Source organism: Thermoanaerobacter wiegelii Rt8.B1, assembly GCF_000147695.2.
GTDB lineage: Bacteria > Bacillota > Thermoanaerobacteria > Thermoanaerobacterales > Thermoanaerobacteraceae > Thermoanaerobacter > Thermoanaerobacter ethanolicus.
The window spans coordinates 291,089-315,640 of record NC_015958.1 but is presented as its reverse complement, the minus strand read 5'-3'; the positions used below and the strand labels follow the sequence as shown (position 1 = coordinate 315,640).

Annotated in this window: 21 protein-coding genes; 4 read left to right on the top strand and 17 right to left on the bottom strand. The window is 33.4% G+C overall.

Annotated features, from left to right (window positions below):
• Nucleotides 1-45: 45 nt before the first annotated feature.
• The 8 genes from THEWI_RS01460 to fbp form a co-directional block, all read right to left on the bottom strand.
• Entirely contained in the window at nt 46-1,236 is a 1,191-nt protein-coding gene (locus tag THEWI_RS01460) for a sugar ABC transporter permease (RefSeq protein ID WP_014062161.1), read from the bottom strand.
• Between the two features lie 14 nt (nt 1,237-1,250).
• The gene (locus THEWI_RS01455) at nt 1,251-2,774 is read right to left on the bottom strand and encodes a sugar ABC transporter ATP-binding protein (RefSeq protein ID WP_014062160.1); all 1,524 of its coding nucleotides are present in this window, start codon (nt 2,772-2,774) and stop codon (nt 1,251-1,253) included.
• 17 nt (nt 2,775-2,791) lie between these two features.
• On the bottom strand, nt 2,792-3,793 hold the full coding sequence (locus tag THEWI_RS01450; RefSeq protein WP_425274176.1) for a sugar ABC transporter substrate-binding protein: 1,002 nt from the start codon (nt 3,791-3,793) through the stop codon (nt 2,792-2,794).
• Between the two features lie 333 nt (nt 3,794-4,126).
• Nucleotides 4,127-5,209: a sugar ABC transporter substrate-binding protein gene (locus THEWI_RS01445; protein WP_014062158.1), complete on the bottom strand. Its 1,083-nt coding sequence runs from the start codon at nt 5,207-5,209 to the stop codon at nt 4,127-4,129.
• Nucleotides 5,199-6,812 (bottom strand): response regulator, encoded by a 1,614-nt coding sequence (locus THEWI_RS01440; protein ID WP_014062157.1) that lies wholly within the window; start codon nt 6,810-6,812, stop codon nt 5,199-5,201. The genes THEWI_RS01445 and THEWI_RS01440 overlap by 11 nt, the downstream gene beginning before the upstream one ends.
• Nucleotides 6,805-8,313, bottom strand: coding sequence for a sensor histidine kinase (locus tag THEWI_RS01435; RefSeq protein WP_014062156.1), 1,509 nt, complete (start codon nt 8,311-8,313; stop codon nt 6,805-6,807). Before THEWI_RS01435 ends, THEWI_RS01440 begins: the two co-directional genes overlap by 8 nt.
• 9 nt (nt 8,314-8,322) lie before the next feature.
• Nucleotides 8,323-9,330: a sugar-binding protein gene (locus tag THEWI_RS01430; RefSeq protein ID WP_014062155.1), complete on the bottom strand. Its 1,008-nt coding sequence runs from the start codon at nt 9,328-9,330 to the stop codon at nt 8,323-8,325.
• Nucleotides 9,331-9,512: 182 nt separating this feature from the next.
• The gene (gene fbp / locus THEWI_RS01425) at nt 9,513-10,601 is read right to left on the bottom strand and encodes a fructose-1,6-bisphosphate aldolase/phosphatase (RefSeq protein WP_014062154.1); all 1,089 of its coding nucleotides are present in this window, start codon (nt 10,599-10,601) and stop codon (nt 9,513-9,515) included.
• A 271-nt stretch (nt 10,602-10,872) separates the two neighbouring features.
• Here fbp and THEWI_RS01420 point away from each other — a divergent pair, with 271 nt between their 5' ends.
• Nucleotides 10,873-13,008, top strand: coding sequence for a sodium-translocating pyrophosphatase (locus THEWI_RS01420; protein WP_014062153.1), 2,136 nt, complete (start codon nt 10,873-10,875; stop codon nt 13,006-13,008).
• A gap of 135 nt (nt 13,009-13,143) precedes the next feature.
• Nucleotides 13,144-13,572, top strand: a complete 429-nt coding sequence (locus tag THEWI_RS01415) for a PPC domain-containing DNA-binding protein (RefSeq protein ID WP_014062152.1) — start codon at nt 13,144-13,146, stop codon at nt 13,570-13,572.
• A gap of 12 nt (nt 13,573-13,584) precedes the next feature.
• On the opposite strand, the gene THEWI_RS01410 is transcribed toward THEWI_RS01415, so the two are convergent.
• From THEWI_RS01410 to THEWI_RS01395, 4 genes are all read right to left on the bottom strand, one after another.
• Nucleotides 13,585-14,652 carry an NAD(P)/FAD-dependent oxidoreductase gene (locus tag THEWI_RS01410; protein WP_014062151.1) on the bottom strand — a complete coding sequence of 356 codons (1,068 nt, stop codon included), beginning with the start codon at nt 14,650-14,652 and terminating at the stop codon, nt 13,585-13,587.
• Between the two features lie 2 nt (nt 14,653-14,654).
• A complete protein-coding gene (locus THEWI_RS01405) occupies nt 14,655-15,755 on the bottom strand; it encodes an NAD(P)/FAD-dependent oxidoreductase (protein WP_014062150.1) in 1,101 nt (366 codons plus the stop codon).
• 1 nt (nt 15,756) lies between these two features.
• Nucleotides 15,757-16,215 (bottom strand): ferritin family protein, encoded by a 459-nt coding sequence (locus THEWI_RS01400; RefSeq protein WP_041589169.1) that lies wholly within the window; start codon nt 16,213-16,215, stop codon nt 15,757-15,759.
• An 86-nt stretch (nt 16,216-16,301) separates the two neighbouring features.
• Nucleotides 16,302-17,237 carry an L-lactate dehydrogenase gene (locus THEWI_RS01395; protein ID WP_014062148.1) on the bottom strand — a complete coding sequence of 312 codons (936 nt, stop codon included), beginning with the start codon at nt 17,235-17,237 and terminating at the stop codon, nt 16,302-16,304.
• Between the two features lie 151 nt (nt 17,238-17,388).
• Between THEWI_RS01395 and THEWI_RS01390 the strand changes: the two genes are divergently transcribed.
• Both THEWI_RS01390 and THEWI_RS01385 read left to right on the top strand, forming a co-directional pair.
• The gene (locus tag THEWI_RS01390) at nt 17,389-17,925 is read left to right on the top strand and encodes a hypothetical protein (RefSeq protein WP_014062147.1); all 537 of its coding nucleotides are present in this window, start codon (nt 17,389-17,391) and stop codon (nt 17,923-17,925) included.
• A gap of 172 nt (nt 17,926-18,097) precedes the next feature.
• Nucleotides 18,098-18,844 (top strand): DUF881 domain-containing protein, encoded by a 747-nt coding sequence (locus tag THEWI_RS01385; protein ID WP_014062146.1) that lies wholly within the window; start codon nt 18,098-18,100, stop codon nt 18,842-18,844.
• 35 nt (nt 18,845-18,879) lie between these two features.
• Here the strand turns inward: THEWI_RS01385 and THEWI_RS01380 are convergent, their stop codons facing one another.
• From THEWI_RS01380 to galT, 5 genes are all read right to left on the bottom strand, one after another.
• On the bottom strand, nt 18,880-19,989 hold the full coding sequence (locus tag THEWI_RS01380) for a GNAT family N-acetyltransferase (protein WP_014062145.1): 1,110 nt from the start codon (nt 19,987-19,989) through the stop codon (nt 18,880-18,882).
• Complete coding sequence (locus THEWI_RS01375; protein ID WP_003869092.1) at nt 19,962-20,582, bottom strand: DedA family protein; 621 nt, start codon at nt 20,580-20,582, stop codon at nt 19,962-19,964. Before THEWI_RS01375 ends, THEWI_RS01380 begins: the two co-directional genes overlap by 28 nt.
• A gap of 81 nt (nt 20,583-20,663) precedes the next feature.
• Nucleotides 20,664-21,830: a glycogen synthase gene (gene glgA / locus THEWI_RS01370; protein WP_014062144.1), complete on the bottom strand. Its 1,167-nt coding sequence runs from the start codon at nt 21,828-21,830 to the stop codon at nt 20,664-20,666.
• Nucleotides 21,823-23,400 carry a hypothetical protein gene (locus tag THEWI_RS01365; RefSeq protein WP_014062143.1) on the bottom strand — a complete coding sequence of 526 codons (1,578 nt, stop codon included), beginning with the start codon at nt 23,398-23,400 and terminating at the stop codon, nt 21,823-21,825. Before THEWI_RS01365 ends, glgA begins: the two co-directional genes overlap by 8 nt.
• 24 nt (nt 23,401-23,424) lie before the next feature.
• A complete protein-coding gene (gene galT / locus THEWI_RS01360; protein ID WP_014062142.1) occupies nt 23,425-24,393 on the bottom strand; it encodes a galactose-1-phosphate uridylyltransferase in 969 nt (322 codons plus the stop codon).
• Nucleotides 24,394-24,552 lie beyond the last annotated feature (159 nt).

Below are 24,552 nucleotides of genomic sequence, written 5' to 3'. Positions count from 1 at the left end.
ATTGAAAAAGCGGGGGATAAAAAAGACGGGACATACCCGTCTTTTTTATCTTTCCTTGCTGCGAGTTGCTACATCAAATATGACAGCGGCAGCCAAAACTATTCCAAGAATTATATATTGAAGCGAAATATCCACCCCTAGAAGATTCATTCCATTAGTCAAAGTTGACATAACAAATGCTCCAATCAATGAGTTGATTACTTTTCCCACTCCGCCTGCTGCAGATACTCCTCCTATATAAGCTCCAGCAATAGCATAAAGTTCAAAAAGAGTACCAGCAGTAGTTGTAGCTGATTGAAGTCTGGAAGCAAACAATATTCCTGATAAACCTGAAAGAAAACCCATCGAAGCAAAGACAATAAGGGTAATTTTTTTCACATTAATTCCACTTAAAGCAGCCGCTTCTGGATTACCACCTACTGCATAAATATGTCTTCCCAAAACGGTTCTATTAGTAATAAAACTATAAATAACTGTGGTAATTATCATAATTACAAGGGTCCATGAAATCCCTCGATGAGCTGCTAAAATAAAAGTTATATATAACAATAAAGCATCAATAAAAAGCAATTCGATAAGGAAAATGTCTAGTGGAAGTACATCAAATCCTCTTTTTATTTGTTGGGCTCTATTCTTAAGAGAAAAATAAACAATTAGCACTGCTGCTACAATACCCACTAACAATGTAAGCTTATGATAATTAGGTAAAATATTATTTATAAAAGGCAAGTCTGGAATAAAACCATTGCCTATAGCATTAAAAGTTTTATTGGTAATTATAATAGTTCCAGATCCTTTTGTAGCCAACAAAAGAGCGCCACGATAAGCTAACCAACCTGCTAAAGTAGCAACAAAAGATGGGATTCTTAAGTAGGTTACTAGCGAACCGTTTAGTAATCCAGCTAATGTTCCTAATCCTAGCACTATTATAATGGCTGATAAAGCAGAAAAGTGATAAAATTGCATCAATATAGCTGCAATTGCTCCTAAAAATCCAGACAAAAATCCTACAGAAAGGTCAATATGTCGTATAACAATAATTAAAGTTTCTCCAATTGCAAGAACAGCTATATATCCCGTCTGATCCACAAGATTACTAATATTAACAGGTGATAAAAAATCGCCGCCAGAGAGGGCCGCAAAAACAGCCATTATTGCAAAAAGTGCTATAAACATAGCATAATCTCTTACATGATCTTTCAAAAATTCTTTTAAATGGCGAATAAATTCCTTCAATCTTAAACCCTCCTTTAGCTCACGGCATAAGCCATTACGATTTCTTGATTGGCTTCTTCTGATTTCAATTCCCCTGTAATTTTACCTTTGCTCATTATATATATTCTATCACTCATTCCCAATATTTCCGGTAATTCAGAGGATATAAGGAGAATGGCTTTGCCTTCACTTGCTAATTCTCTTATTAATGTGTATATTTCATATTTTGCGCCAACATCTATACCTCTTGTAGGTTCATCCAAAATAATGACATCTGGTTCAGCAAAAAGGCCTTTAGCTACCAAAACTTTTTGCTGAGTCCCTCCGCTCAAAGTAGAAACATTAACTTCAACATTACGAGCTTTTATATTAAGTCTTTTCTGAAAGCCTTGGGCTATTTCTATCTCTTTGGCTTCATCAACTGTAATTCCTTTCTTCAAAGCTTTTAAATTCGCCAAACTTATATTTTCCTTTATGCTGTTTATCAAAATCAGCCCTTTTTCTTTTCGATCCTCCGTTAAATAAAGCACTCCCTGCTTAATTGCATCTTCCGGAGTCTTGAACTTTACTTTTCTGCCCTTTAATATTATATCTCCAGAAATAATGTAGCCATATGGGTTCCCAAAAAGGCTAAGTCCAAATTCTGTACGTCCAGCACCAACTAATCCAAATAACCCTACTATTTCTCCTTTTTTTAATACAATGTTTGCATCTTTTACTAAATAGCGGCCTGTACTGGGTTCAATTACATTCCAATTTTTAGTTTCCATTATAGGTTCATCTAGAGGTTTGGCTATAGGCATTGGATAAAGATTTGTAATCTCTCTTCCAACCATATGTTTTATTATCTTTTTTTCATCTATTTCTTCAGTTTTGCAATTAAAATAGGCTACTGTTTGCCCATCTCGTAAAACAGTTATAGAATCCGCCACTTTCAAAACTTCTTTTAATCTATGACTTATAAGAATAATTGTAACTCCTTGTTCTTTAAGTTCTTTTAAAAGAATAAGGAGATTTTCACTTTCAGTTTCACTTAAAGCAGAAGTTGGCTCATCCAGAATTAGCACTTTGGGATTTTTTGAAAGTGCTTTTGCTATTTCAACAAGCTGCTGCATACTCACGCTAAGGTCTTTAACCTTTGCAGTAGGATTAATATTTTCACCTTTGACTTTTAATAAAAGTTGTCGTGCTCTTTCTATTTCCTCAAAAGTATCTACTATACTTCCCTTTTTAATTTCATTTCCCAAAAAGATATTCTCATATACTGTCATCTCTGGAACTAAAGAAAGTTCTTGATGGATAATGGAAATTCCGGCTTTTTCACTGTCTTTTATGCTAAAAAATCTTACAGGGTATCCCTCAAGTCTTATCTCTCCTTCGTATTCACCATAAGGGTATACCCCGCTTAAGATTTTCATTAAAGTACTTTTGCCGGCTCCATTTTCTCCAACTAAACAATGTATCTCCCTTGGTTGAACTTTAAAATTTACACCAAATAATACTTGTACACCTGAAAAACTTTTACTTACGTTTACAAGCTCTATAAGCGGGGTACCCATTCTTCACACCTCCAACATTATTTAGGCCAAGTAAAATCGCTTTCTTGGTAATATCCAGAATCTATTAGAACTTGTTTTACATTATTCTTATCCACTACTTGTACAGGAGATGGTTTAGAAGGAACATCTTTTACACCATTATTATAAGTTTTCGTAGCTTCTGGTGTTTTTCCGTCTAAATATGTCAAAGCAGCATTTATTGCATCCTTAACAAGAATCCTAACATCTTTGAAGACAGTCATGGATTGTTTGCCATCAATAATGTATTGAATAGATGGTTTTTCAGCATCTTGTCCAGTAATTACATAACTTTTAATGTCCGGATCTGCTTTAAAAGTATCTGCTATTGACCTTGCGGTACCGTCATTAGGAGCAAGTATAAATACATTACCCTTTAAATTTTTTGGCGCCTTAGCAAGGTTTGCCTGAGCAAGGTTTTTAGCAGTATTGAAATCCCAATTTGTAGTAATTTGTCCTATAATACTTGCCATTTCATCACGAGTTAAGTCTTTTTTATCTTTTAATGCAACTGCTTTGTCAGAATTTGCAATTACAAAAGTACCATCAGCGATCTTTGGCTGTAAAACTTCCCATGCTCCTTGGAAGAATAAGAAAGAGTTATTATCAGATAAAGCACCAGCATAGAGATATAGAGGATTGCCTTTACCTGTTGCATGATCAACTAAATACTGACCTTGTTCTTTACCTACCTGTACACTATCAAAAGTGACATAATAATCTACTGCATCTGTATTAAGTATTAACCTATCATAAGATATAACCTTTACACCTGCTTTTTTAGCCTCCTCTGCAGAAGCGGCTGCTGCATTTGCATCTTGAGGACATAGGATAAGTACCTTTATACCTTTACTTATCAAAGTTTCTACATTGGCTTTCTCCTTAGCAGGATCGCCTTGGCTGAAAAGAACTTCAGCAGAATAAGGGGTATTTTTTAATGCATCCTGAAAGCGAGTCTCGTCTTGAATCCATCTTGGCTCATCTTTTGTTGGTAATACAATACCAACAGCTATTTTGTTATTAGAAGCCTGGTTTGAAGAAGATGAATTAGAAGACGAATTAGAAGTTTGTTTTGAGGAAGAAGAACAACCACCTAGAAAAGCAGATACTAACAACAGGACTGCTATTACTACCACTACAAGTCTGCGCTTGTTACTCATTGTACATTACCTCTCCTTTCTAAAATTTTATTTTAATAATTAATTCTACTTCCCCCCTCAAAATGCCTCTGGAACTTTTTTTGATATCCTTTACTTTTTTGGCGATTTAAATTTTTTAACTTATCAATCTGTATTTTTTTAAGACAAAAAAATACAGGCTTAAAGCCTGAATAATCATTTAGAGACATTTCTGTATACCTCATCGCGGGTATGAAAACCATCTTTTATTACGGTATCGTCTATGTTGGTTTTATCAACAGCAATTGGTTCAAGAACATAATAAGGAACGTAATATTTCCCGTCATATATGGTATTTTTCACGTTTAATTTTTCTCCCTTTGCAAGTTTCATAGCCATTTTTGCGGTGGCTTCAGCCAATTTATCAATTGGTTTGTACACTGTCATAGCCTGAGTTCCTTCCACTATCCTTTGACATGCAGCAAGGTCAGCATCCTGAGCTGCAACCAATACTTTCCCCGCCAATCTGTGCTCTGATAAAGCCTCTATAATTCCTCCCGCTAAAGCATCATCCCCTGCTATTACGGCATCAATTTTTACACCCTTTTGCAACAATTCATCAGTAGAATTAAAAGCGTATTCCGTCATCCAATTAGGTGCCCAATCTTCTTTTACAATTTTTATATTTCCACTTTCAATCCTGGGTTTTAGGACACTGTCATACCCTTCCTTTATCATTTTTGTGTTATTATCCGTCGTAGCACCATTTATTATTAAATAATTTCCTCTCGGTACTCTTTTCACTAGATATTCCGCCATGAGTTTTCCAACTTTTACGTTGTCAAAGGATATATAAAGGTCTACATTTGATTTTGTAACAAGTCTGTCATAGGATATCACTTTTACCCCTTCTTTTTGTGCCAATGATACCGCATAAGACGCTTTTTCAAGGTCATTTGGAACAATGATAAGTACGTCGATTTTTTGGTCCAAAAGATATCTCACCTGTTTTAATTGGTCTTGGTCATCGTTGTTAGCATTTTGTACTAAAACTTCTGCTCCTAATTCCCGTAATTTTGCCATTACTATATCTCTGTCTTTAATCCATCTTTCTTCTTTTAAGGTACCAAGAGAAAAACCAATTTTAATTTTGTGCTCTTTGCTGTTTAATGCGTTAGAGCTTATATTTTTTATTTCTCTATATGCTATTACATGCTTAACAGTCAAAAAAACTAAAACACCAAAAATAATCATAAGGACAATTGCCACTATCACTTTGATTACATTTTTACTCTCCACCAACCACACCCCTTCCTTTGTAAATAGCTAACCTATATTCTGTAGGTGTCATCCCCGTGGCTTTTTTGAATATCTTGCTAAAATAATTTGGGTCGCTGTAGCCAACCTTGTAACACACTTCTTTTATGCTTACACTCTCATCCTCTAAAAGTTCTTTGGCTTTAGTTACTCTCAAATTTGTCAAGTAATCAATAAAATTTTTCCCAGTTTGATCCTTGAAAAATTTGCTGAAATAGTGGTAACTCATATTAACTTCTTTTGCAACGTCATCCAGTGTAATATCTTTATTAAAATTGTCCTCCATAAATCTAATTATTTTGGCTAAAAGGGTATCCATTTTTTCTTTGTTGATGGTTTTTATGCTGTCAAATAGATTTTTCAGAGTATTGATAAATATAAACTTTATTTTGTCAACATCGTTTATTTTTAAAATTTCTTCTAGTTCTCTGTTTTCAATAAAATTTTCTTCCTCAGCATAATAGGAAAGATTCCTTTTAATAACACCGATTATTTCTATAAGTTTGGACTTTATTTTGTCTACATCCTCTTGGTATTCCAAAACCATCCATTCATAAATTTCATTAAATATACTGAAAGATCCTTGAAGGTCTCCAGTCATAAGTCTATCAATAAAAAGTCTTTCTTTATTAATAGGATAAGGCTTAAATCTATCTTGTGGCATTGCGATATCATCAAAATGTGCAATCATTTCATTTTTTGCCATTTTTAATGCCATTTCTGCTTCATAATAAGATTTCAAAATATTTTCGAAATTGTAAACTCTACCTATTCCAATCCTGTAAGGAATTTTCACTTTTTGGTTCATAGCTTCTCTTAACCTTTGCGCTGTTTCTATAGAATTATTTTTAATCTCAAAGGAATTTTCCTCCTCAACAGGAAAGTATACAAATACTTTGTCAATAAAGGATAAACCTACTAAACATTTTTTAATATTTTTTACAATTGTTTTAAAATAATCATAAAAATTCTGTTTCTCTATGCTTAATTTTAGATTTTGACCTTTGAAATTGTTATCAACATCCTCCACTGTTACTATCATAGCATAACCACGTTTCAATTTAATTCCAAATATATCTTCATAAAAGGACACGTCCTCATAGGTTATACCACTAAAAAGAATAGTATACAAAAATTGCCCTTCCAAATAAGGAATAATCTTATTGAGTTTCTCCTTTAGCTCTAACTCTTTTAACATTGCCTCTCTTCTTTTTTCAATTACTTCTGAAGCTTTTTTTATAGTTTCTACGACTTTATTTCTATTAAGAGGCTTTAAAAGATAATCTAACACTCCAAGGTCTATTGCCTCTTTTGCATAATTAAAATACTCGTAAGCGGTAATAATAACAAAAATTATGTCCTTATGCCTTTCTTTAATTTGCTTTATGGCTTCAATTCCATCTATTCCTGGCATCTTTATATCCATAAAAACTACATCAGGTTTTAAAATTTCCACTTTTTCAATGGCTTCTCTTCCAGATTTAGCAAAACCAATTATATCAGCTTTTACATCATTCTTTTCTATGATAAATTTAATTGAATCTATAACTATTTGCTCATCGTCCGCAATAAACAATTTAATCATTTTCTTTATCACCCTTCATTAAAGGAATTTTTAAAGTAACTTTTGTTCCTTCTCCTATTTTGCTATCTATCTCAATTACATCTTCTATAGCAGAAGTGTTATAAAAAAGTCTTAGTCTGTTTATGATATTGTGCATGCCAATACCCGTAACATGCCTTTTAGATAAATCCTCATTGTCTGCTGATAATATTGCCCTTACTTTTTCTTCACTCATTCCTATCCCATTGTCAATAACCTCTATTAAAACTTTATCATTATCCTTCTTTACCGTAAGTTTAATAAAACCTCCTTTTTCTGTATCTTCTAATCCGTGAATAAAAGCATTTTCAACTACAGGCTGAATTATTGTACAAGGCATTTCTATATCTAAAACCCCTTCGTCTACATCTACTTTAAAATCTACTCTGTCGCCAAATCTCGTTTTCAAAATGTACATATATGTCTTTACATTGTTTATCTCGTCTTGCAAAGTAACTGTAGTATCCAATTTTTTTAGATTATATCTAAATAGGTTTGCAACGTTTTCTATAAACTCCGAAGATTTATCTGCCCCTTCCATCATCGCTAATTGTGCAGCTGCATTTAAGGTATTAAAGAGAAAATGTGGATTTATTTGAGACTGCAAAGCCTTAAGTTCTGCCTCTTTTAAAATATTTCTCATTTTGAGATTTTGCATCTCTTGTTCTTTTAATTTTTTCTCTACTTCTGCCTGATTTTTGATTTCCCCTATATAATTTTTTATGCTTACTACCATTTTATTAAAAGCTTCTGCAAGTATATTTATCTCATCGTTTGTCTTTATAGAAAGCGGTCTTACATCAAAATCTCCTTTTGAAACTCTCACTGCCAAATGGGAAAGGTCTATAAGAGGTTTTGTAATTCGATAGGTAAAAAATATTGCAAGAAATATGTTAAAAAGAATAGAACCTATTATCAAAAACACATTCAAATAGCTTATAAACTCCATGTTTTTTGTTATAGATGCATATTTTAAAGAGCCCTCTTGCAATTTACTGTTGAGAAGATTATTAATGTAAAGTTTTATATATTCACTTATTTTATTGGACCTCGTAAAATGTGCAATGTACTCGCTGCTTATCCTGCCTCTTTTAGCATTTATTGCTGCGTCAGTTTCATTCAAAAGGCTTTCAATCATATTCCCTATATCCTTTAACATTAAACCATCCTGGTCATAGTTTTTTTCATTTAAAATAACTGAAGCTTGTTCTTGAAGTTTGTTATTGAGGGTATAATAATTTAAAAGAGCGTCTGAGGATTTGGTAGATAAATACTTCTCCACTTCTGTTTCCAGCGTGTTTACATCGGTATTTAAATTGTTAAGGTATATATAATCCACAAAAACTGATTTTAAACGATTTATAACTGATTTTGCATTATAATATGAATAAAAACTTGTGATACCCATCAAAACAGTGATTAGGAGATAATAAACTATCAATTTTCGCCTTATGCCTGTAAATCTCCACATATCTTTTTTCATGCCATCACCTTACTCCATTGATTGTATTCTTTTGAAATATTCTTTGACATTGTCCTTAGTAATAACATTTACTCCTATATCAACAAATGTAGAGACATTATTTTTTTCTTTAATTTCCACCATGGATTTTACACTTTCATATCCTACTCTGTAAGGGTCACTCATAACTGTGCCGTATATTATTCCTTTGTCTATATACCTCAAAATATCCGCAGTATCTCCATAACCTACAATCGCTATGTCTCCCACTTTGTTAAAATCAACTATTACTTGTGCAGTACCAATGGTATCTACAGAATCTGTAGTGTAAATAGCACTTATGTTTTGTTTACTGCTTATAATTGACTGAGTAATCTCTTCTGCACTTAAAGTACCTAACTTGGAAGTATAAACCTTTACAACTTTCATTTGAGGATAATCTTTTATGGCATCTAAAAAACCATTGATTTTTAAATTTTGGTTTACAGAATCCAATTGGTAATCATTGCTAACGATTATAGCAATGTTAGCTTTTCCTTTGGTAGCCTTAATCATAAGCTTTCCGGCTTCTTCTCCTAATTGAAAACTGTTTGTACCTATAAAGGCCTGTCTTTTGCTGTCTTTTGCGTCATTTTCCATTGTAATTACGGGTATTCCTTCTTTATAGGCTTCTTCAATCAAATCTACAAACTCTTTACTGTTGGAAACATGAGTTATTATGCCATCAACTTTAGACAGTATAGCAATATCCAAATACTGAAGTTCCTCTTGGATGTTATTAAATTTGGGGGCATTAAATTCAATTGCGACATTGTAACGTTTTGCAGCATCCATAGCACCCATTTTTACCTCTTTCCAAAAAGGGTCTACAGAATTTTGGGCTACCATGTAAAAGTGATATTGCGGCGTTTTTGCAAAAATAGGTTCTTCTACCTTTTGAAGCTTATATAAAAAAATGCTCAATGCTGCTATCAAAATGACCAAAATTAAAATGACCTTGTCCATTAACTTAAAAAATTTCTCATTTAACGTTTTCATAAAGCTTATTATTTCCTCCCTATGTCCCTTTTACACTAATAATAAAATATTGACGATCAAATATCAACTTAAAATTATTAAATAGTTGTCACACAAAAATTGTCTAATCTTTTATATTTATTCGTTAAATTTTTCGAAAATCCTTTGTTAAAAAAATTTAAGAATGAGGCGCAATTTGCACCTCATTCTTTCTCCCATCTCTCTCGAAGTTTTTCAACAACATGAGGAAGGGTAGTGTATTCTAATTCTTCCAAAGGCAACCTGTGAGGCTCAAAGGGTCCCATCTTTCTTATGTAATCGGCTATTTCTAACGCTTTTTTCCTTGCATTATCAAAAGCGACATCTTTAAAGAAATCCTGCGGACCAATAAGCTTACCCTCTGCTAATTGAAAGCCAAGGGCGCATACTCTTGGTGGCCCATCAAATCTGGTAGGCACAGCGTTTTCCAATGAAACAGGTATCATAGGCCCATTATGAGACCCCCTCATCCAGCCAGCAACAAGATAGGGATTAGCAAAAGGTTCCAATGCTTCACCTACTGCTGGAAGACCATTTTGGCACCTCACAATAAGTACAGGGTCATCCTTTCCTATATATTTCCCCGCCATAAAATTCATCCTTTGAGTAGATGACACTGCTGCAATTTCATTGTTTTTTGTATACACTTTTCGTATAGAGTATCTCCCTGTAGCTCCAATGAATACCAACATATCATAGATATCCTGCGGAGTATCAAATATTATCTTTTTGTGTTCAATCATATCGTAAACTTCAAATCTAAATCCCTGGTGCATATTAGGGTCAATTACCAGTCCTACTGTATTGAAAGGGTCCGCAAACATCTTATAAAGTGGTAAATTCCACGCTCCGGGCTCTGTTTTGTCAGCCATAAAGATTATGACAGGTTCACTTTTTCTTTCTTCAAATTCCATCTCTGCAACTCCCGGTCCTAACCCCTTTATATTGCCTGAAAATGAATCTTTCAACAAATCTTGTCCTGCACCGTACAATTTAAGTTCTTTAGCTTTCTCACCACAAGACCAAAGTGCATCCCATGCAAGTTTATGAACTTCTTCGTTATCTATTCCTTCTCTATGAGTCATTATAAGTTCAATGTCATCTCCTACTCTAGTCACATGAAAGTCAATGAGCATTTTCCCTTTTTCTTTTAAATGTTTCTTAGCGATTTCAAGAAGTTCAGGATGTACGTCTGTATGCCCTACAAAGCCACCAACATCTGCTTTAATTACTGTTAATGTTATTTTTGGCATAAAATCTTCCTCCTTCTTAGTTTAGTATGTTATATTATATTAATAATGTTATACTATTTATGTTTATATTTTAAATTATTATACATATTTTTTCAACAGTATGTCCTATTTTTTGTTCTTATTGAGTTAGATAGGGTCTCAGACCCTAAAGAATATCTTAGTTATTCATTTATTTTAAAAATTAATTTCAAAAATAATTGAAGGAATTTTTAAAAGTTTGTCGAAATAGTAATGAATAGTGGTAAAAATACATAGAAAGGGATGATATAAATTGGGTTCCTATCTTGCTTTAATTTACGGGGTCATAGTCATTGCAGCCCTTGTCATAATTGGTTTAATTAAATTTATATTTTCACAAGATAAAGGCGATGAAAAAATGCAACAAATTTCAGATGCTATAAAAGAAGGAGCTATGGCTTTTCTAAACAGGCAATATAAAACAATTGCGTTTTTAGCCTTAATTGTAGCTGTAATAATTATTGTAGCTAATTATTATGGACATCTATCTGAAGGAACAAGTACTGCGTTAAGTTTTGCATGGCATGTAGGACTCGCTTTTATTACAGGTGCTTTTTGTTCAGCTCTGTCGGGTTACATTGGAATGTATATGGCGGTAAATTCGAATGTAAGGGCTGCTGCTGGTGCAAAATCTGGTCTTAATAGAGCTCTGCAAATTGCTTTAAAAGGAGGAGCTGTGACAGGTCTGGCTGTAACCGCCTTGTCCCTCTTTGGGGTTGCTACCTTGTTTTTGACATATGGTGGTTTGTCAGGTCAAGAAGACTTGATAAAAGAAGCTCCTTCTCTAATCGTCGGTTTTGGTTTTGGTGCTTCTTTTGTAGCATTATTTGCCCAGCTAGGCGGTGGTATATATACCAAAGCTGCCGATGTAGGTGCTGACCTTGTGGGTAAAGTAGAAGCTGGAATTCCAGAAGATGACCCTAGAAATCCTGCAGTTATAGCTGACCTTGTTGGAGATAATGTAGGAGACTGTGCAGGAAGAGGAGCTGACCTCTTTGAATCAACCGCTGCTGAAAATATTGGCGCTATGATATTAGGAGTAGGTCTTTATCCTGTATTCGGGTGGAAAGGAATACTTTTCCCATTAGTAGCTCGTGCAATAGGTATAATTGCCTCTATCATAGGCATCTTTTTCGTCAATGCAAAAGATGAATCAAAAGACCCAATGATAGCTTTAAATAAAGGTTACTTTGTCACTACAATTGTAAATTTAATTGCTCTTTTCTTTGCAGTAAAAATAATGCTTTCTGGCCATTTGCCTGATGGCAGTGAAGTTAATTATTGGTTACTGTATGGTGCAGTAGTAACAGGTGTTGTACTAAGTTACATCTTTGTATTCTTGACAGACTATTATACTTCTGTAAATAAACGTCCTGTACAGGAAATTGCCAAAGCTTCCACAACGGGAGCTGCTACAAACATAATTACAGGTATTTCTGTGGGTATGGAATCTACTGCCCTTCCAGTTATATTTATATCTGCAGCAATATTTATAGCTTATAAACTTGGTGAATTAGCACTTCCTCATATAGGGACTTCTGGACTTTACGGCACAGCTATTGCAACAATGGGCATGCTATCAACAACCGCCTATATACTTGCAATGGATACTTTTGGACCTATTACTGATAATGCTGGTGGAATTACTGAAATGTCAGGTGCACCAGAGCCAGTAAGACATGTGACAGACAGGTTAGACGCTTGTGGAAACACTACAAAAGCTTTGACAAAAGGATACGCAGTAGGTTCAGCCGCTCTTGCAACTTTCCTGCTTTTCTCAGCATATCTGGATGAAGTCAAAAAGATATTAGGTAAACCCATTGATTCTTGGTTTGCTGTAGATATAGGAAAACCCGAAGTTTTCATAGGAGCATTTATAGGAGCAATGATTGTATATCTCTTTAGTTCAACTGCAATAAGAGCTGTTGGTAAAGCGGCACAATATGTAATTCTGGAGGTAAGAAGGCAATTTAGAGAAATTCCCGGCATAATGGAAGGTACTGCAAAGCCGGACTATGCTAAAACAGTAGATATTGTAACTAAAGGCGCTTTAAAAGAAATGGTGATTCCGGGACTTATCGTAGTAGTAACACCAATATTAGTAGGTGTAATCCTCGGTAAGGAAGCCGCAGCAGCTTTCTTAATGATAGGTACTATTTCAGGTGTAATACTGGCTTTATTCTTAAACAACGGCGGCGGTGCGTGGGATAACGCAAAGAAATTTATAGAACTTGGCAATTACGGTGGTAAAAAGTCTGAAGCTCATAAAGCTGGAGTTGTAGGAGACACTGTAGGTGATCCATTTAAAGATACAGCCGGTCCTTCACTGCACGTTCTCATAAAGCTCATAAGCACAATAACCCTTGTCTTTGTGGCTCTATTTAGATAATAAAAAAGGCGGAAAACCCGCCTTTTTTAAATTAAACTCACTCCTCTTGAGTTAATTAAATAAGCAAAAGTTGAAGGGTTGCTTTTTGTGATATAATTATAGTGTAAAAAATAAAAATTAGAAGGATGTGGTTTTATGGGGTATAAAAGTGTATTAATTGAAAGAAGGTTTATGGGAAAATTTCCATACGGAAAAGACCTTTTAGAAGAAATTAATAAAGTCATCACCAGTGAAAATATACGTTCTGGTGAAGTACGCATAATAGGTGCTGTATCAAAAGCAGTATTTGGCTACTATGATGCACAAAGCAAAAACTACATCTACATATCAAAAGACGAACACATGGAAATACTAAATGCCATAGGAAATATTTCAGTAAAAGATGGCAAGCCCTTTGCTCATGTCCACATAACATTAGCAGATAAAAACGGAAACGCTTTTGGCGGTCATTTAATGGAAGGGACTATAATATTTGCTGCAGAATTCGTAATAACAGATTACGGTGACAATAATTTGGAAAGAGTTTACGATGAAACAACAGGACTTCAATTGTGGAATATTTAAGGCCCAGTTTAATCACTGGGTCCTGTTTGTTATTTTCACAAGAAAATGTAAATATTTTATCACATCTAAATTAGTTTTGTACATCACTCTTTTAACTATAGGATTTCCAATCACTTTTACTATTCTATCATAGTCTTCATTTTTTATACTATCCATCATCTTCCTAAAATCTACAAGTTTATCAACTTTATCTGTTATTTTCTTTACTTTTTTCTCATAATCTTCGCCATGTTTTATTGATTCAGCTGAATAAACCGCACTTTCTACAGCGTTTAAAAGTCCAAATCCTAAAAAAGGATCTAAAAAACCTCCTGCATTTCCTATTAGATATATATTGTCTATTTGGTGTCTATCTGTTATACTTATGTCTAATTCCGTCTCAAAAGTTTCTATCATCTCATAATTTAGTTTTTCTTGATACAAAAAGGTGTACCACATATTTTCAATCTCTTCTTTTTGCGTATAAGTAGCCACAAGAATTATTGACGCTTTATTTTGACTAAGAGGTACAAGATATCCAAACCCTGACCTCGCGTACATTGTGTTAAGCCATAAGTACACAGTATGAGGCTCAAAATCTCCTAAAGCAATTCCTCCTTTGATCCTTGAAGAAACTATATTTTCAACTTCTGTAAGTTGTTTTGCTATCATACTATTTCCTGTAGCAACTACCACATAATCGTAAGATTTGGCTAATTCCTTGTAATCCGCATTAATATTAAAATTTATCTTTGCATTTATTTTTTTTGCCAATTGGTTTTCTACACTTTCTTGCTCTTGACCTCTTTGCACAATATATCCAAGATTTTCTCCCTTAATAACTGTTATGTTTTTTGGAGATTTGATAATTATTTTTTTCACTTTGGTCAAAGGTATAATAGAAATTCTAAACTGACTCTCCATAAACTTAAGAGGATCTTTGTGAGGCCTATGAACAATTTGCAACAGCAATTCTCCAAAAGAATAGAGGCTTCCAATTGTATGCTTCCTTTCATAAATATCACACTGTACACCTAATTTTTCAAGAATGTAAGCGCAGCATAAGCCTGATACTCCTGCGCCGATTATTGCCACTTTCATTTTTATACCCTCTTTCTATGTTCATAAGGCTTATTGTGTAGCTTGTTTACTGTATATTCCATAAAAAGTGAACCGTATTTTATCGCATTGAAATTAGTATTGTAAACAAGTTTTTTCACAGGAGGAAAAGTAAGAATTTTTATAAACTTGTCCAATTTATCATTGTCCATAAGGTCTAAAGCTTTTCTAAACTCCAACATTTTTATATTAGCATTTGACAAAAAACTAATTTCTTTTTCAAAGTCAATTCCCTCTGCTATGCTTTTAGCAGCTATTGCCCCACTCATAATAGAGTTAAAAGTTCCAAATCCTAAAAAAGGCTCTATCGCCCCTCCTGCATTCCCAACAAAAAGCAAGTTTTCATATTGCTGTGGAAAACAATTACCCGAAGTATGCTGCAAATCCACCATATTGACAATATCTACATTCATTTTCTCTACCTTTAGAAAGGTATCCCAATAATACTGCAGCTCTTCTTTTGAAATGTAAGGTATAACCATAGCTAAAACAGCTCTTTTTTCATTGTAAGGAATCAAATACACATAGCCGCTCTTAGTGTATAAAGTATTTATCAACATTATAAGAGTTTTTGTATCAAAATTTCCTAATACATTTGCAACTCTCACCCAGGTCGTCACCAGCTCTTGCCAACACCCCAATTCTTTTGGAATTTGCGAACTTCCCGTAGCAATAATGACATAATCGTAATTATTTTTTAACTTTTTATAATCAGCTTCTATATTGAAATTAACTGGTATTTCTAACTTATTATACAATTGATTTTCAAGAGAGTTTGCGTCCTGCCCTCTTAAAATCATATACCCAAGATTACTCCCAGTAACAGAAGCCGTTACAGTTGGCCCCTTCATAACTATTTTGTCAATTGTGTTAATTGGCTTAACCTCTATTCCATAAACATTTTTAAGATGATGAAGCGGATCCTTTATAGGCCTATTTATCACTTTTAATAACCCCGCAACATGGTTAAATAATTCACCTATTTTGCACTTTTTTTCGAAAATATCTGGTGTAATACCATATCTTTGAAAAGTAATCGCCGCAGCCAGCCCTGAAACACCAGCGCCAATAATAGCCACTTTCATGTTAACTCATCTCCGGTGTATTTAAAACTGTGTTATTTGGAATAGAAGGTTTCGATTCCAGACTTTCAATCTCCATTTGAAGAATAGAAATAAATCTCATAACATCATCTCTCATTTGAGTAAACAATTGCCTTACATATGGATTAGTTATATTTACGACACTTTCGTTGTAAAAAGCCTGAATATTGACTAAATTTTTTAGTAAATCTTGAAGCATGTCTAAAGGCTCTTGAGACATGTTCTTTTTGGAAAGCGAGCCAATATGCATAGTTTTTTCTGCTTTCTTTATATCCTCTTTGTGGTTTTTGACCATTATTTCAATTTGTTTTAGCAATGCTTTTGTTTGATTGTCCATCACTTCTTTCCCATATTCTCTCACTTTGTCCAATAATATTTTTTCCAAATTTTGAACTTCAACAAAAGAACTTAGTATAATCTCTTGTTGTGTTATCTTTTGCACAGCCATCACATCCTAAAAAATCATTGTTTTAATTATTATATTTTCACACTGTGACTTTTTATATGCAAAAAAGAGGGTTTCCCCTCTTATATATCAAGCTCTTGTATTTCACTTTTTATAATTTCGGCTGACCTTCTAAAAGCAGCAATTTCTTCCTGTGAAAGTGGTAATTCAAGTATATTCACGATTCCATTTCGTCCAACAACGGAGGGAAGGCTCAAAGCCACATCTGTAACACCATATTGGCCGGTTAGCGGAGATGACACAGTCAAAATGGAATTTTCATCTCTGAAAATAGCTTCCACAATTCTTCTTACTGCGAGAGCAACCGCATAATATGTCGCACCCTTTTTTTCTATTATCGTATAAGCGGCTCTTACAACATTATTAAAAATCTCCTCTCTAAAATCTTTTTCACATACTCTTCCACATAAATTGCAATAATTATCAATTGGTATGCCTGCTATGTTTGTAATGCTCCAAGCTGCAAGCTCAGAATCGCCATGCTCCCCAATTATATATCCGTGTATATTCCTCGGATCTATGTTACAATGTTTGCTTAAAAGATATCTGAATCTCGCACTGTCAAGAACTGTGCCAGACCCCAATACTCTTCCGTATGGCAAACCAGATATTTTATAGGTAACGTATGTAAGAATATCTACAGGATTTGTAACTATAAGGTATATTGCTGTGTCATTTACTTTAATAAGTTTTGCCACTATGTCTTTAAAAATCATTGTGTTTTTCTTCACTAAGTCAAGTCTGGTTTCCCCCGGTTTTTGTGCTGCTCCCGCTGTAATAATTATTATGTCAGAACCTGCAGCATCACCATAATCTCCCGCGTACACTTCAACTGGACTAATAAACGGTACACCGTGGCTTATATCAAGAGCATCACCTTCCGCTTTGTCTTTATTAATATCTATTAATACAATAGTTTTGGCAATACCACTCAAAGCCAGTGTGTATGCAGTAGTAGCACCGACAAATCCAGAGCCTATTACAGATATTTTGCTCATAATATCTTCTCCTTTTCAACATTAATTTTCCATTAATAAAAGTCTATCAAACTTTAAAAAATAGTCAATTCTATTTTTTCCTCCAATAATTTAATGTATTCAACGTTTAAAATAATTCCTCTGTGGAATATTAAGAAAGAGGTGATATTTTATGGGAGATATACAAGAAATAAAGTCTTTGATGGAAGAACTCATAAAAAGCGAAAAAGATAAAGAAATGGCAAGTAAAAAAATGCAAGAGGTGCTTGAAAAGTCTATATCAGAAATAAAAAGTATATTTTTGGCAATAAAAAAATACATAGGAGTCGAAAATATAAAACTTAGAAGTTATAGCGGAAAAACCTTTGAAATAGGAGAAGGTATAATAATCTACGATAAAAGCATAGATGAAAAAATAGTTTTAAAACCTGACAACATTTTTTATCACTATAAAATAGAAAGTGAGGAATTAATCGCAGTTCCAATCTCCGACCTTGAAATACATAATTACATCACTTATGATGCGCTTTTTGAAACCGTAAAAAACTCTCTTAAAAAATGTATACAAAAAAATGAAGAAGATATACGCATATACAAAAGTACCATGTTTAAAATAGATAAATACAATAAAGAATTAGAGGAAATATTATCCCTTAAAAACTCCATAGAAAACGCAATAAAAGAAGACTCTCCTGAAACTCTGATATGAAAAGTATCAGAGTTTTTTGTAACCTTTTTGTAATAAAAACTTAATAATTTCTTAATAAATTTTAATATTTTCCGTGTTATAGTATTTATAGAGTGTTACAGTTATTTATAGAAATGTATATAAGCTGAAACCAAAAGCAAGATGAATGCGTCTTTTTATATAGAGAAAGGATGTGGAGAAATTGAAAGGAAAGACATTACAAACTTTATCCTTGATGCTTGTATTTATTGCAATGGGTCTCATGATTTCTATGCAATTTAAAACTGTACAAGGCGGCAATAGACCTCCTACCTCTATTTCAGCTACAAATTATGCAAGATTAGAAGAACTTACTCAGCAGCTCAAAAAAGCTCAAGAAGAAAAGGCAAATTTAGAACAGCAATTAGAAGAACTCACTAAAAGATTTAAAGAGTACGAAGATGCTGCATCAAAAGATGATGCCGCTTTAAAAAATCTACAGCAGGATGTTGAAAAATATAAAATTTTAGCAGGACTTACAGATATGGTAGGCCCAGGAGTTATAGTAACGGTAAATGACAGCGACTTACAGCCTCGAGACGGCGAAGACCCTAATTTGTACTTAGTCCACGATGAAGATTTATTAAATATTGTAAATGAATTGAAAGCGGGTGGTGCTGAAGCAATAGCTATAAATGACCAAAGAATAATTGCAATGTCTGAGATACGATGTGTAGGCCCCACAATAAACATAAACTCTACAAGGTACGCTCCTCCTTACGTAATAAAAGCAATAGGAGACCCTGACACATTACAAGCAGCCATTAATTTAAAAGGCGGAATAGTAGATACTTTAAGATTTTATGGTATCAAAGTAGATATACAAACTTCTGATAAAATAGTAGTGCCTAAATACAGTGACCCTATTAAATTCTTTTACGCTAAACCTGTGACTCCCTAAACCCTCTTACCTTCTTAATATAGGAAAGACAGGTTCTATCCACTAAACCTGTCTTTAATTTTTTTGATAATTTTGTTTTCCGCAATTATGTAGTAGCAGAAAAATTTGCCTGCCATTGTGGGCCTTGCCGCCACAAATCGCATATTTCGCTTTTTTGAAGAAGTCCAGTTTTTTTTGTACTCTTCATCTCCTCTTAAAAAGTCAAATATTCTATCTCCTTCTTCAATAGACTGCTTTATAGCAAGACCTAAAGTTATAGTGCCAACACTTCTTTTGCTATAATCCAAGTCATAACCGCTTATATAATAATACCTTTTACCCCCTACATGATAACTTAAAAGACTAGCAACTGTTTTTCCCCCGTCTTTTAATTCAAAAAGACTCAATTCTCCTTTTGATAACATGTCTTTTGCCACATCCTTGTGGAACTCCCTTATCCTCTTAGAATAAAAAGCTCCAGGCATGTGCCTTTGTCTCCATCGCCTTTGATGAAGAACTATTAAATTATCCATTGCTCTATCTATCGATTCTATATCCTTCACCATTGAAAAACTTCCGTCATATTCCTTAAAAAATCTTCTGATTTCATAATTGAGATTTCGTCTAAATTTTCCATCTAAACTATTTAAATATTCTTCCCAGCTTTGAGGTAATTCCACATAAGGACATACATCTTGCACATCATAATCGTAATAAAGGTTACTACCCATTATATAGGGGAAAAACTCACTCTTTTCAGGAATATGTTCCAAATCTAAAACAGTAAAAGCATCTATATATCTTTCCAAAAAATTTACTAAGCTTGTATAAAATTCATTTTCATGTCCTTTTCTCACGATAAAATCAAGATAATCACTATTGTTAGAACCTATAAATTTTATCCTTTTAACCAAAAGTCCTTTTTCAAAATATGTTATCATAAAAGGCGCAATTCCAATGGGCATATTTTCTTCATAAACCAGTAATACCAACATTTTTTTACCATATCCAAAATGTTTCCACCAGTTTAACACCCATTCAAAAGTATTAAAAGGATAAATTTCCGCCACATTCTCTAACTCATGCCATATATCCTCTATATCTAAAAGTTCAGAAACATTTGTTATCTTCTCAAAAATTACGTTAGATACTTTTCTTTCATCCAAAGAAGTACCCTCCAAACTATATATAAAAATATCATAAAGCCTATTGTAGAAGCAAAATATACCCAAGGCGGTTGACTTTTCGCAAAAAAGTCTATTTTAATCAATTGCATAGCAGCAAGATAAGACACTACTGCCCAAAAAGTAGACCATATAAAATCAGCAATAGCAGAAAATATCACATACACAGTAAAATTCATACGGGTTATACCTGAAGCCCAAATAGCCGGCGTCCTTGGAAGACCTACAAGCCTACCTAATAAAACCGTAAATCCTCCATATTTAGCAAACCATTTATCCATAGCTTCAAGGTCTTTTACTGTTATTTTTAAATATTTACCGTATTTTTCAACAACAGGCCTACCTTTATAATAGCCTACCAAATAAGCTATCACATTTCCTGTCACATTTCCTAAAGCAGCGATGACTATAACATAAAAAAGGTTCATATCCCCTTTTGTGACTAAATACGCTGCCGCAAAAAATAATATTTCTACAGGGCCTGGCATTCCCGTTCCTTCAATCATAAGCCCTATAAAAAGCGCTATATATCCATAATTTATTATTGCATTATAAAGAAAAGATTGTCCTTCCATCGCCACACCATCCATTATTTTTAAATTTATTATAGCACAAATAAACAAAGCAGGGCAATTGTCACCCCTGCCTTAGCGCATTTATTTTTTATATTTCTCTATTACATCCTTGTACATCTCATAAGTCTTTTTAGCAATGCTTTCCCAACTAAACATCTCTTCAACACGTTTTCTCCCATTTTCTCCAAATTTTATAGCTAAATCTTTGTTATTTAAAAGTATGTTTATATATTTTGCTAATTCTTCAGGATTGCCTGGTTCTACAAGGAATCCTGTCTCTTCATGAACTACAACCTCTTTAATTCCTCCTGTAGCACTTGCCACAACAGGAGTTTTACAAGCCATTGCTTCTAAGTTTATTATGCCAAAAGGCTCATAAACAGAAGGGCATGCAAAAACTTCCGCATTGCTGTATAACTCTATAATTTCTTCTTTTTCCACCATTTTATTTATCCAAATAATATTGTCGTAAAGTTTAACTTTTTGCTCTACTTCTTCTAAAACCTCTTGGGTATCTGGAGAACTAGCGCATAATACAACCTTTATATCCTTAGGTAGATACTTTACTGCATCTATTAAATGAGTAATGCCCTTTTGCCTTGATATTCTTCCTACAAAGAGAATGTATTTACCCTCAATTCCATATTTTTTGCGAGCAATATTTCTATCTGTTTTCTGGTATTGGTTCAAATCTATGCCGTTATATATAACTTCAACTTTTTCTTCTGGAATATTGTAATACTTCAATATATCTTCTTTCGACCCCTTGGAAACTGCTATAACCCTATCGGCGGCTTCAATTCCTGTTCTTTCCATCCAAGAACTTAGCTTATATCCATTGCCTAACTGTTCTTCTTTCCATGGCCTTAAAGGCTCAAGGCTGTGAATTGTAACCACAAGAGGTTTATCATACAATTTTTTAGCTAAAAAGCCCGCCATAAAAGTATACCAGGTATGGCAGTGTAAAATATCTGAGTCTATCTCATCCTTCACCATTGCCAAATCAATGGAAAAAGGCCCCAAAACTTTCTGATATCTTGGATCTGAATTTTCCTTTAACTTATCCCACTGTTTATATCCACGGACTTTTAGATTATCAGCCGTATAATCTTGGTCACCAAAGCATCTCACATCTACTTCCATCAGTTTAGACAGTTCCCTAACAAGATAATCTACATGAACACCAGCTCCACCGTAAATATTAGGAGGGTATTCATTTGTAAACATTGTAACTTTTAACTTATCCATAGTTTACCTCCGATCCGTGTTTTTCTAATTTCAAATCCTCAATACACCCTAAAATACCTTTTAAAGGTATTTTAAACCAAGAAGGTCTATTATTTACCTCATAAATTCCTTCAAAAAGAGCTTTATCTAATTTAAAAATAGCTAAAGCCTTATCGAAATTTTCACCTTCTGGTATAATGTCTGGTGCTTCCCTTGTCACCAATTCCAAATAGTTTTCTACAAAAGTCTCCGTGACAGCTTCTTCCCACACTGACAGCACTTTTTCTATTTTTTCATCCTGCAACTTACCTTTTGCATTAAGATAATTAAAATAAGCAGCATAAGCAGCATAACTAAAAGAACGTACCATGCCTGCCACATCTTTTAAGGGAGATATTTTTTTTCTCCTCACCTCAATAGGTTTTGTCGGTTCCCCTTCAAAATCTATTATCACATATCCCTCTTCAGTCTTTAAAATTTGCTCTAAGTGTAGGTCTCCATGACATCTTATATATTTGCCAAAAACAGCAGTATCTTTAAATTCTTCTAATTTGCTCATTAAAAACTCTTGTTGCCTTACAATCTCTTCTATCATTGAAGTTATTTGTTCATCAAAAGTAGACAATTTTATAAAATTTAAAAGTTTAGCGAAATTATTTTTTATGCTCTTCAACACTTCTTCAACATCTGATATTTCAACATTTCTTTTCGCAAAATCTTCTTTATCAATATAAGACAATTTAATATGCATATCGGCAATTATCCTTGCTATCTCTCTTACCTCTTCAAAGTAATTGCTCAAGTATCCTTCTACGTAACTTTCTTCAATTTCCTCATAATCGGATAAAGTAGAAATTACAGAAGACAGATACTCTTGCGTATATTGCCACATGTCTCCCATGTTTTTAATGTGTTCCACTATTATAGCAACAGTATACCTATCTCCGCTACTGTCTTCATATAAAAAATAACCTCTTATATCCTGAACATTTCCAAAACCTGCATTTTTAAGTTCAAAAGTCATTTCAAGGTCAGGATTAACTCCTTTTACAAATTTTCTATAAGTCTTTATTATTTCATCTTTTTGTAAAAATGTTAAACTATTACTGGACTTATTGCTCAGCCTTCGTGAACTGTATATATCGTCTTTTTTAAGATTATAAGGAATTAATTGGGCACCAGACTCAAATTTTATAACTGTTTCTTCACTTAACGCTTTATTTAAAAACTTAACATAATTTATATCGTCAATTCCATCGTATATAAAAGCTTTTAAATTTGGACTCTCAATAATATCTATTAAATCATTATTCCTAAAATAAGGAGTTATAATTAAAGGCACATAATAAAGCAAAGTAATCTCTTTCTTACTCGTTGGAGCTTTCACCACAAAAGCTATAATAGCTGCAATTATAATCTCAGCTTCCTTTTTAGACAATATTGCATAATCAAATAAAAATATATCTAAAATATTATAAGCCTTCTCCTGAAACCATCTAAACTTTTTAAAATTGTCTTTATCTATATTTTTAATTATATCTTTCAGTTTTGTAGGTATATCTTCAAAGTTGAAGGTTTTACCAATATACATTTGACCACTTCTTTCAATAGAATTTCATTCTATTCTTAAAACTGATGCTGCCAATTCTGGTGGCACAGGATTTATATAAACTCCTGTCCCTAACTCGAAACCAGCTGCCACAGTAAGCCTTGGAATAATTTCAATATGCCAATGATAATTTCTTATATCAGAAATTGGTACTGTATGAACCACAATATTATATGGCGGAAAGTTAAATTCTCTCTCGTACTTTTCTATAAGAGGCTTCAAAATTTCGGTCAAATTTGCAATATTTTCTTCTTTTAACTCTTCAAATCGCTCTTGATGCTCTTTGGGTATTATCCATGACTCATAAGGATATTGAGATGCATAAGGAGCGATAACAATGAAATTCTCATTTTCACCTATTATCCTTTTACCTTCTTCTTTTTCACATTTGACAATTTCACAATAAGGACATTTGCCCTTCTTCTTAATATATTCTTGTATACCTGTTACCTCTTTTTCTACTACATCTGGAATAAAAGAAGTAGCTATAATCTGCCAATGCCCGTGTTCTAAGGAAGCTCCTCCTCTTGCTCCAAAATTTTTAAACACTTGAATGTATTTTATTTTATCGTCTTGAGAAATTCTTTTGTATCGCTCAATAATCGCTATAAAAACTTTTTGCATTTGTTCTAAAGTTAATCTCCCAAAAGTTGCATTATGGTCTGGTGATTCTACTATTACCTCTGCTACACCATAACCATATTCCGCTTTATAAAGGGATGGTACCTCAAAACTCTTTAAATCTGTGTTCACTGTTGCAAATTTATTTTCAAATCCTCTAACTAACCACTTCCCTTTTTTATCCTTAATTTCAACTAAAGTAGGAGGAGTCATCTCTTCATTTCCTGGGCAAAAAGGACAAACGTTGTTTTTCTTTTCACTATGAACTATTTTAAAATCATGAGGTCTCTTTCCCCTCTCCGTAGCTATAATCACCATTTTACCAGTTATGATGTCATATCTTATTTCAGACATTATTTAATCTCTCCTATTCTTTTTAGTAAATGCAATCGAATGCATCGTCAGATTAAAAAAAGAATTTGATTAATTATGAAAATTAATCAAATCGGGGAGAAATGCTAAAACTTTTATGCAACCGAATGCATTCTACTATTATAATATACTTTTCCTTTA

Coding starts and splice junctions, on each gene's coding strand:
- THEWI_RS01455 (WP_014062160.1), bottom strand. CDS start 2,774: ATGGGTACCCCGCTTATAGAGCTTGTAAACGTAAGTAAAAGTTTTTCA.
- THEWI_RS01440 (WP_014062157.1), bottom strand. CDS start 6,812: ATGATTAAATTGTTTATTGCGGACGATGAGCAAATAGTTATAGATTCA.
- THEWI_RS01435 (WP_014062156.1), bottom strand. CDS start 8,313: ATGAAAAAAGATATGTGGAGATTTACAGGCATAAGGCGAAAATTGATA.
- THEWI_RS01430 (WP_014062155.1), bottom strand. CDS start 9,330: ATGAAAACGTTAAATGAGAAATTTTTTAAGTTAATGGACAAGGTCATT.
- fbp (WP_014062154.1), bottom strand. CDS start 10,601: ATGCCAAAAATAACATTAACAGTAATTAAAGCAGATGTTGGTGGCTTT.
- THEWI_RS01415 (WP_014062152.1), top strand. CDS start 13,144: ATGGGGTATAAAAGTGTATTAATTGAAAGAAGGTTTATGGGAAAATTT.
- THEWI_RS01410 (WP_014062151.1), bottom strand. CDS start 14,652: ATGAAAGTGGCAATAATCGGCGCAGGAGTATCAGGCTTATGCTGCGCT.
- THEWI_RS01405 (WP_014062150.1), bottom strand. CDS start 15,755: ATGAAAGTGGCTATTATTGGCGCTGGTGTTTCAGGGCTGGCTGCGGCG.
- THEWI_RS01395 (WP_014062148.1), bottom strand. CDS start 17,237: ATGAGCAAAATATCTGTAATAGGCTCTGGATTTGTCGGTGCTACTACT.
- THEWI_RS01390 (WP_014062147.1), top strand. CDS start 17,389: ATGGGAGATATACAAGAAATAAAGTCTTTGATGGAAGAACTCATAAAA.
- THEWI_RS01375 (WP_003869092.1), bottom strand. CDS start 20,582: ATGGAAGGACAATCTTTTCTTTATAATGCAATAATAAATTATGGATAT.
- glgA (WP_014062144.1), bottom strand. CDS start 21,830: ATGGATAAGTTAAAAGTTACAATGTTTACAAATGAATACCCTCCTAAT.
- THEWI_RS01365 (WP_014062143.1), bottom strand. CDS start 23,400: ATGTATATTGGTAAAACCTTCAACTTTGAAGATATACCTACAAAACTG.
- galT (WP_014062142.1), bottom strand. CDS start 24,393: ATGTCTGAAATAAGATATGACATCATAACTGGTAAAATGGTGATTATA.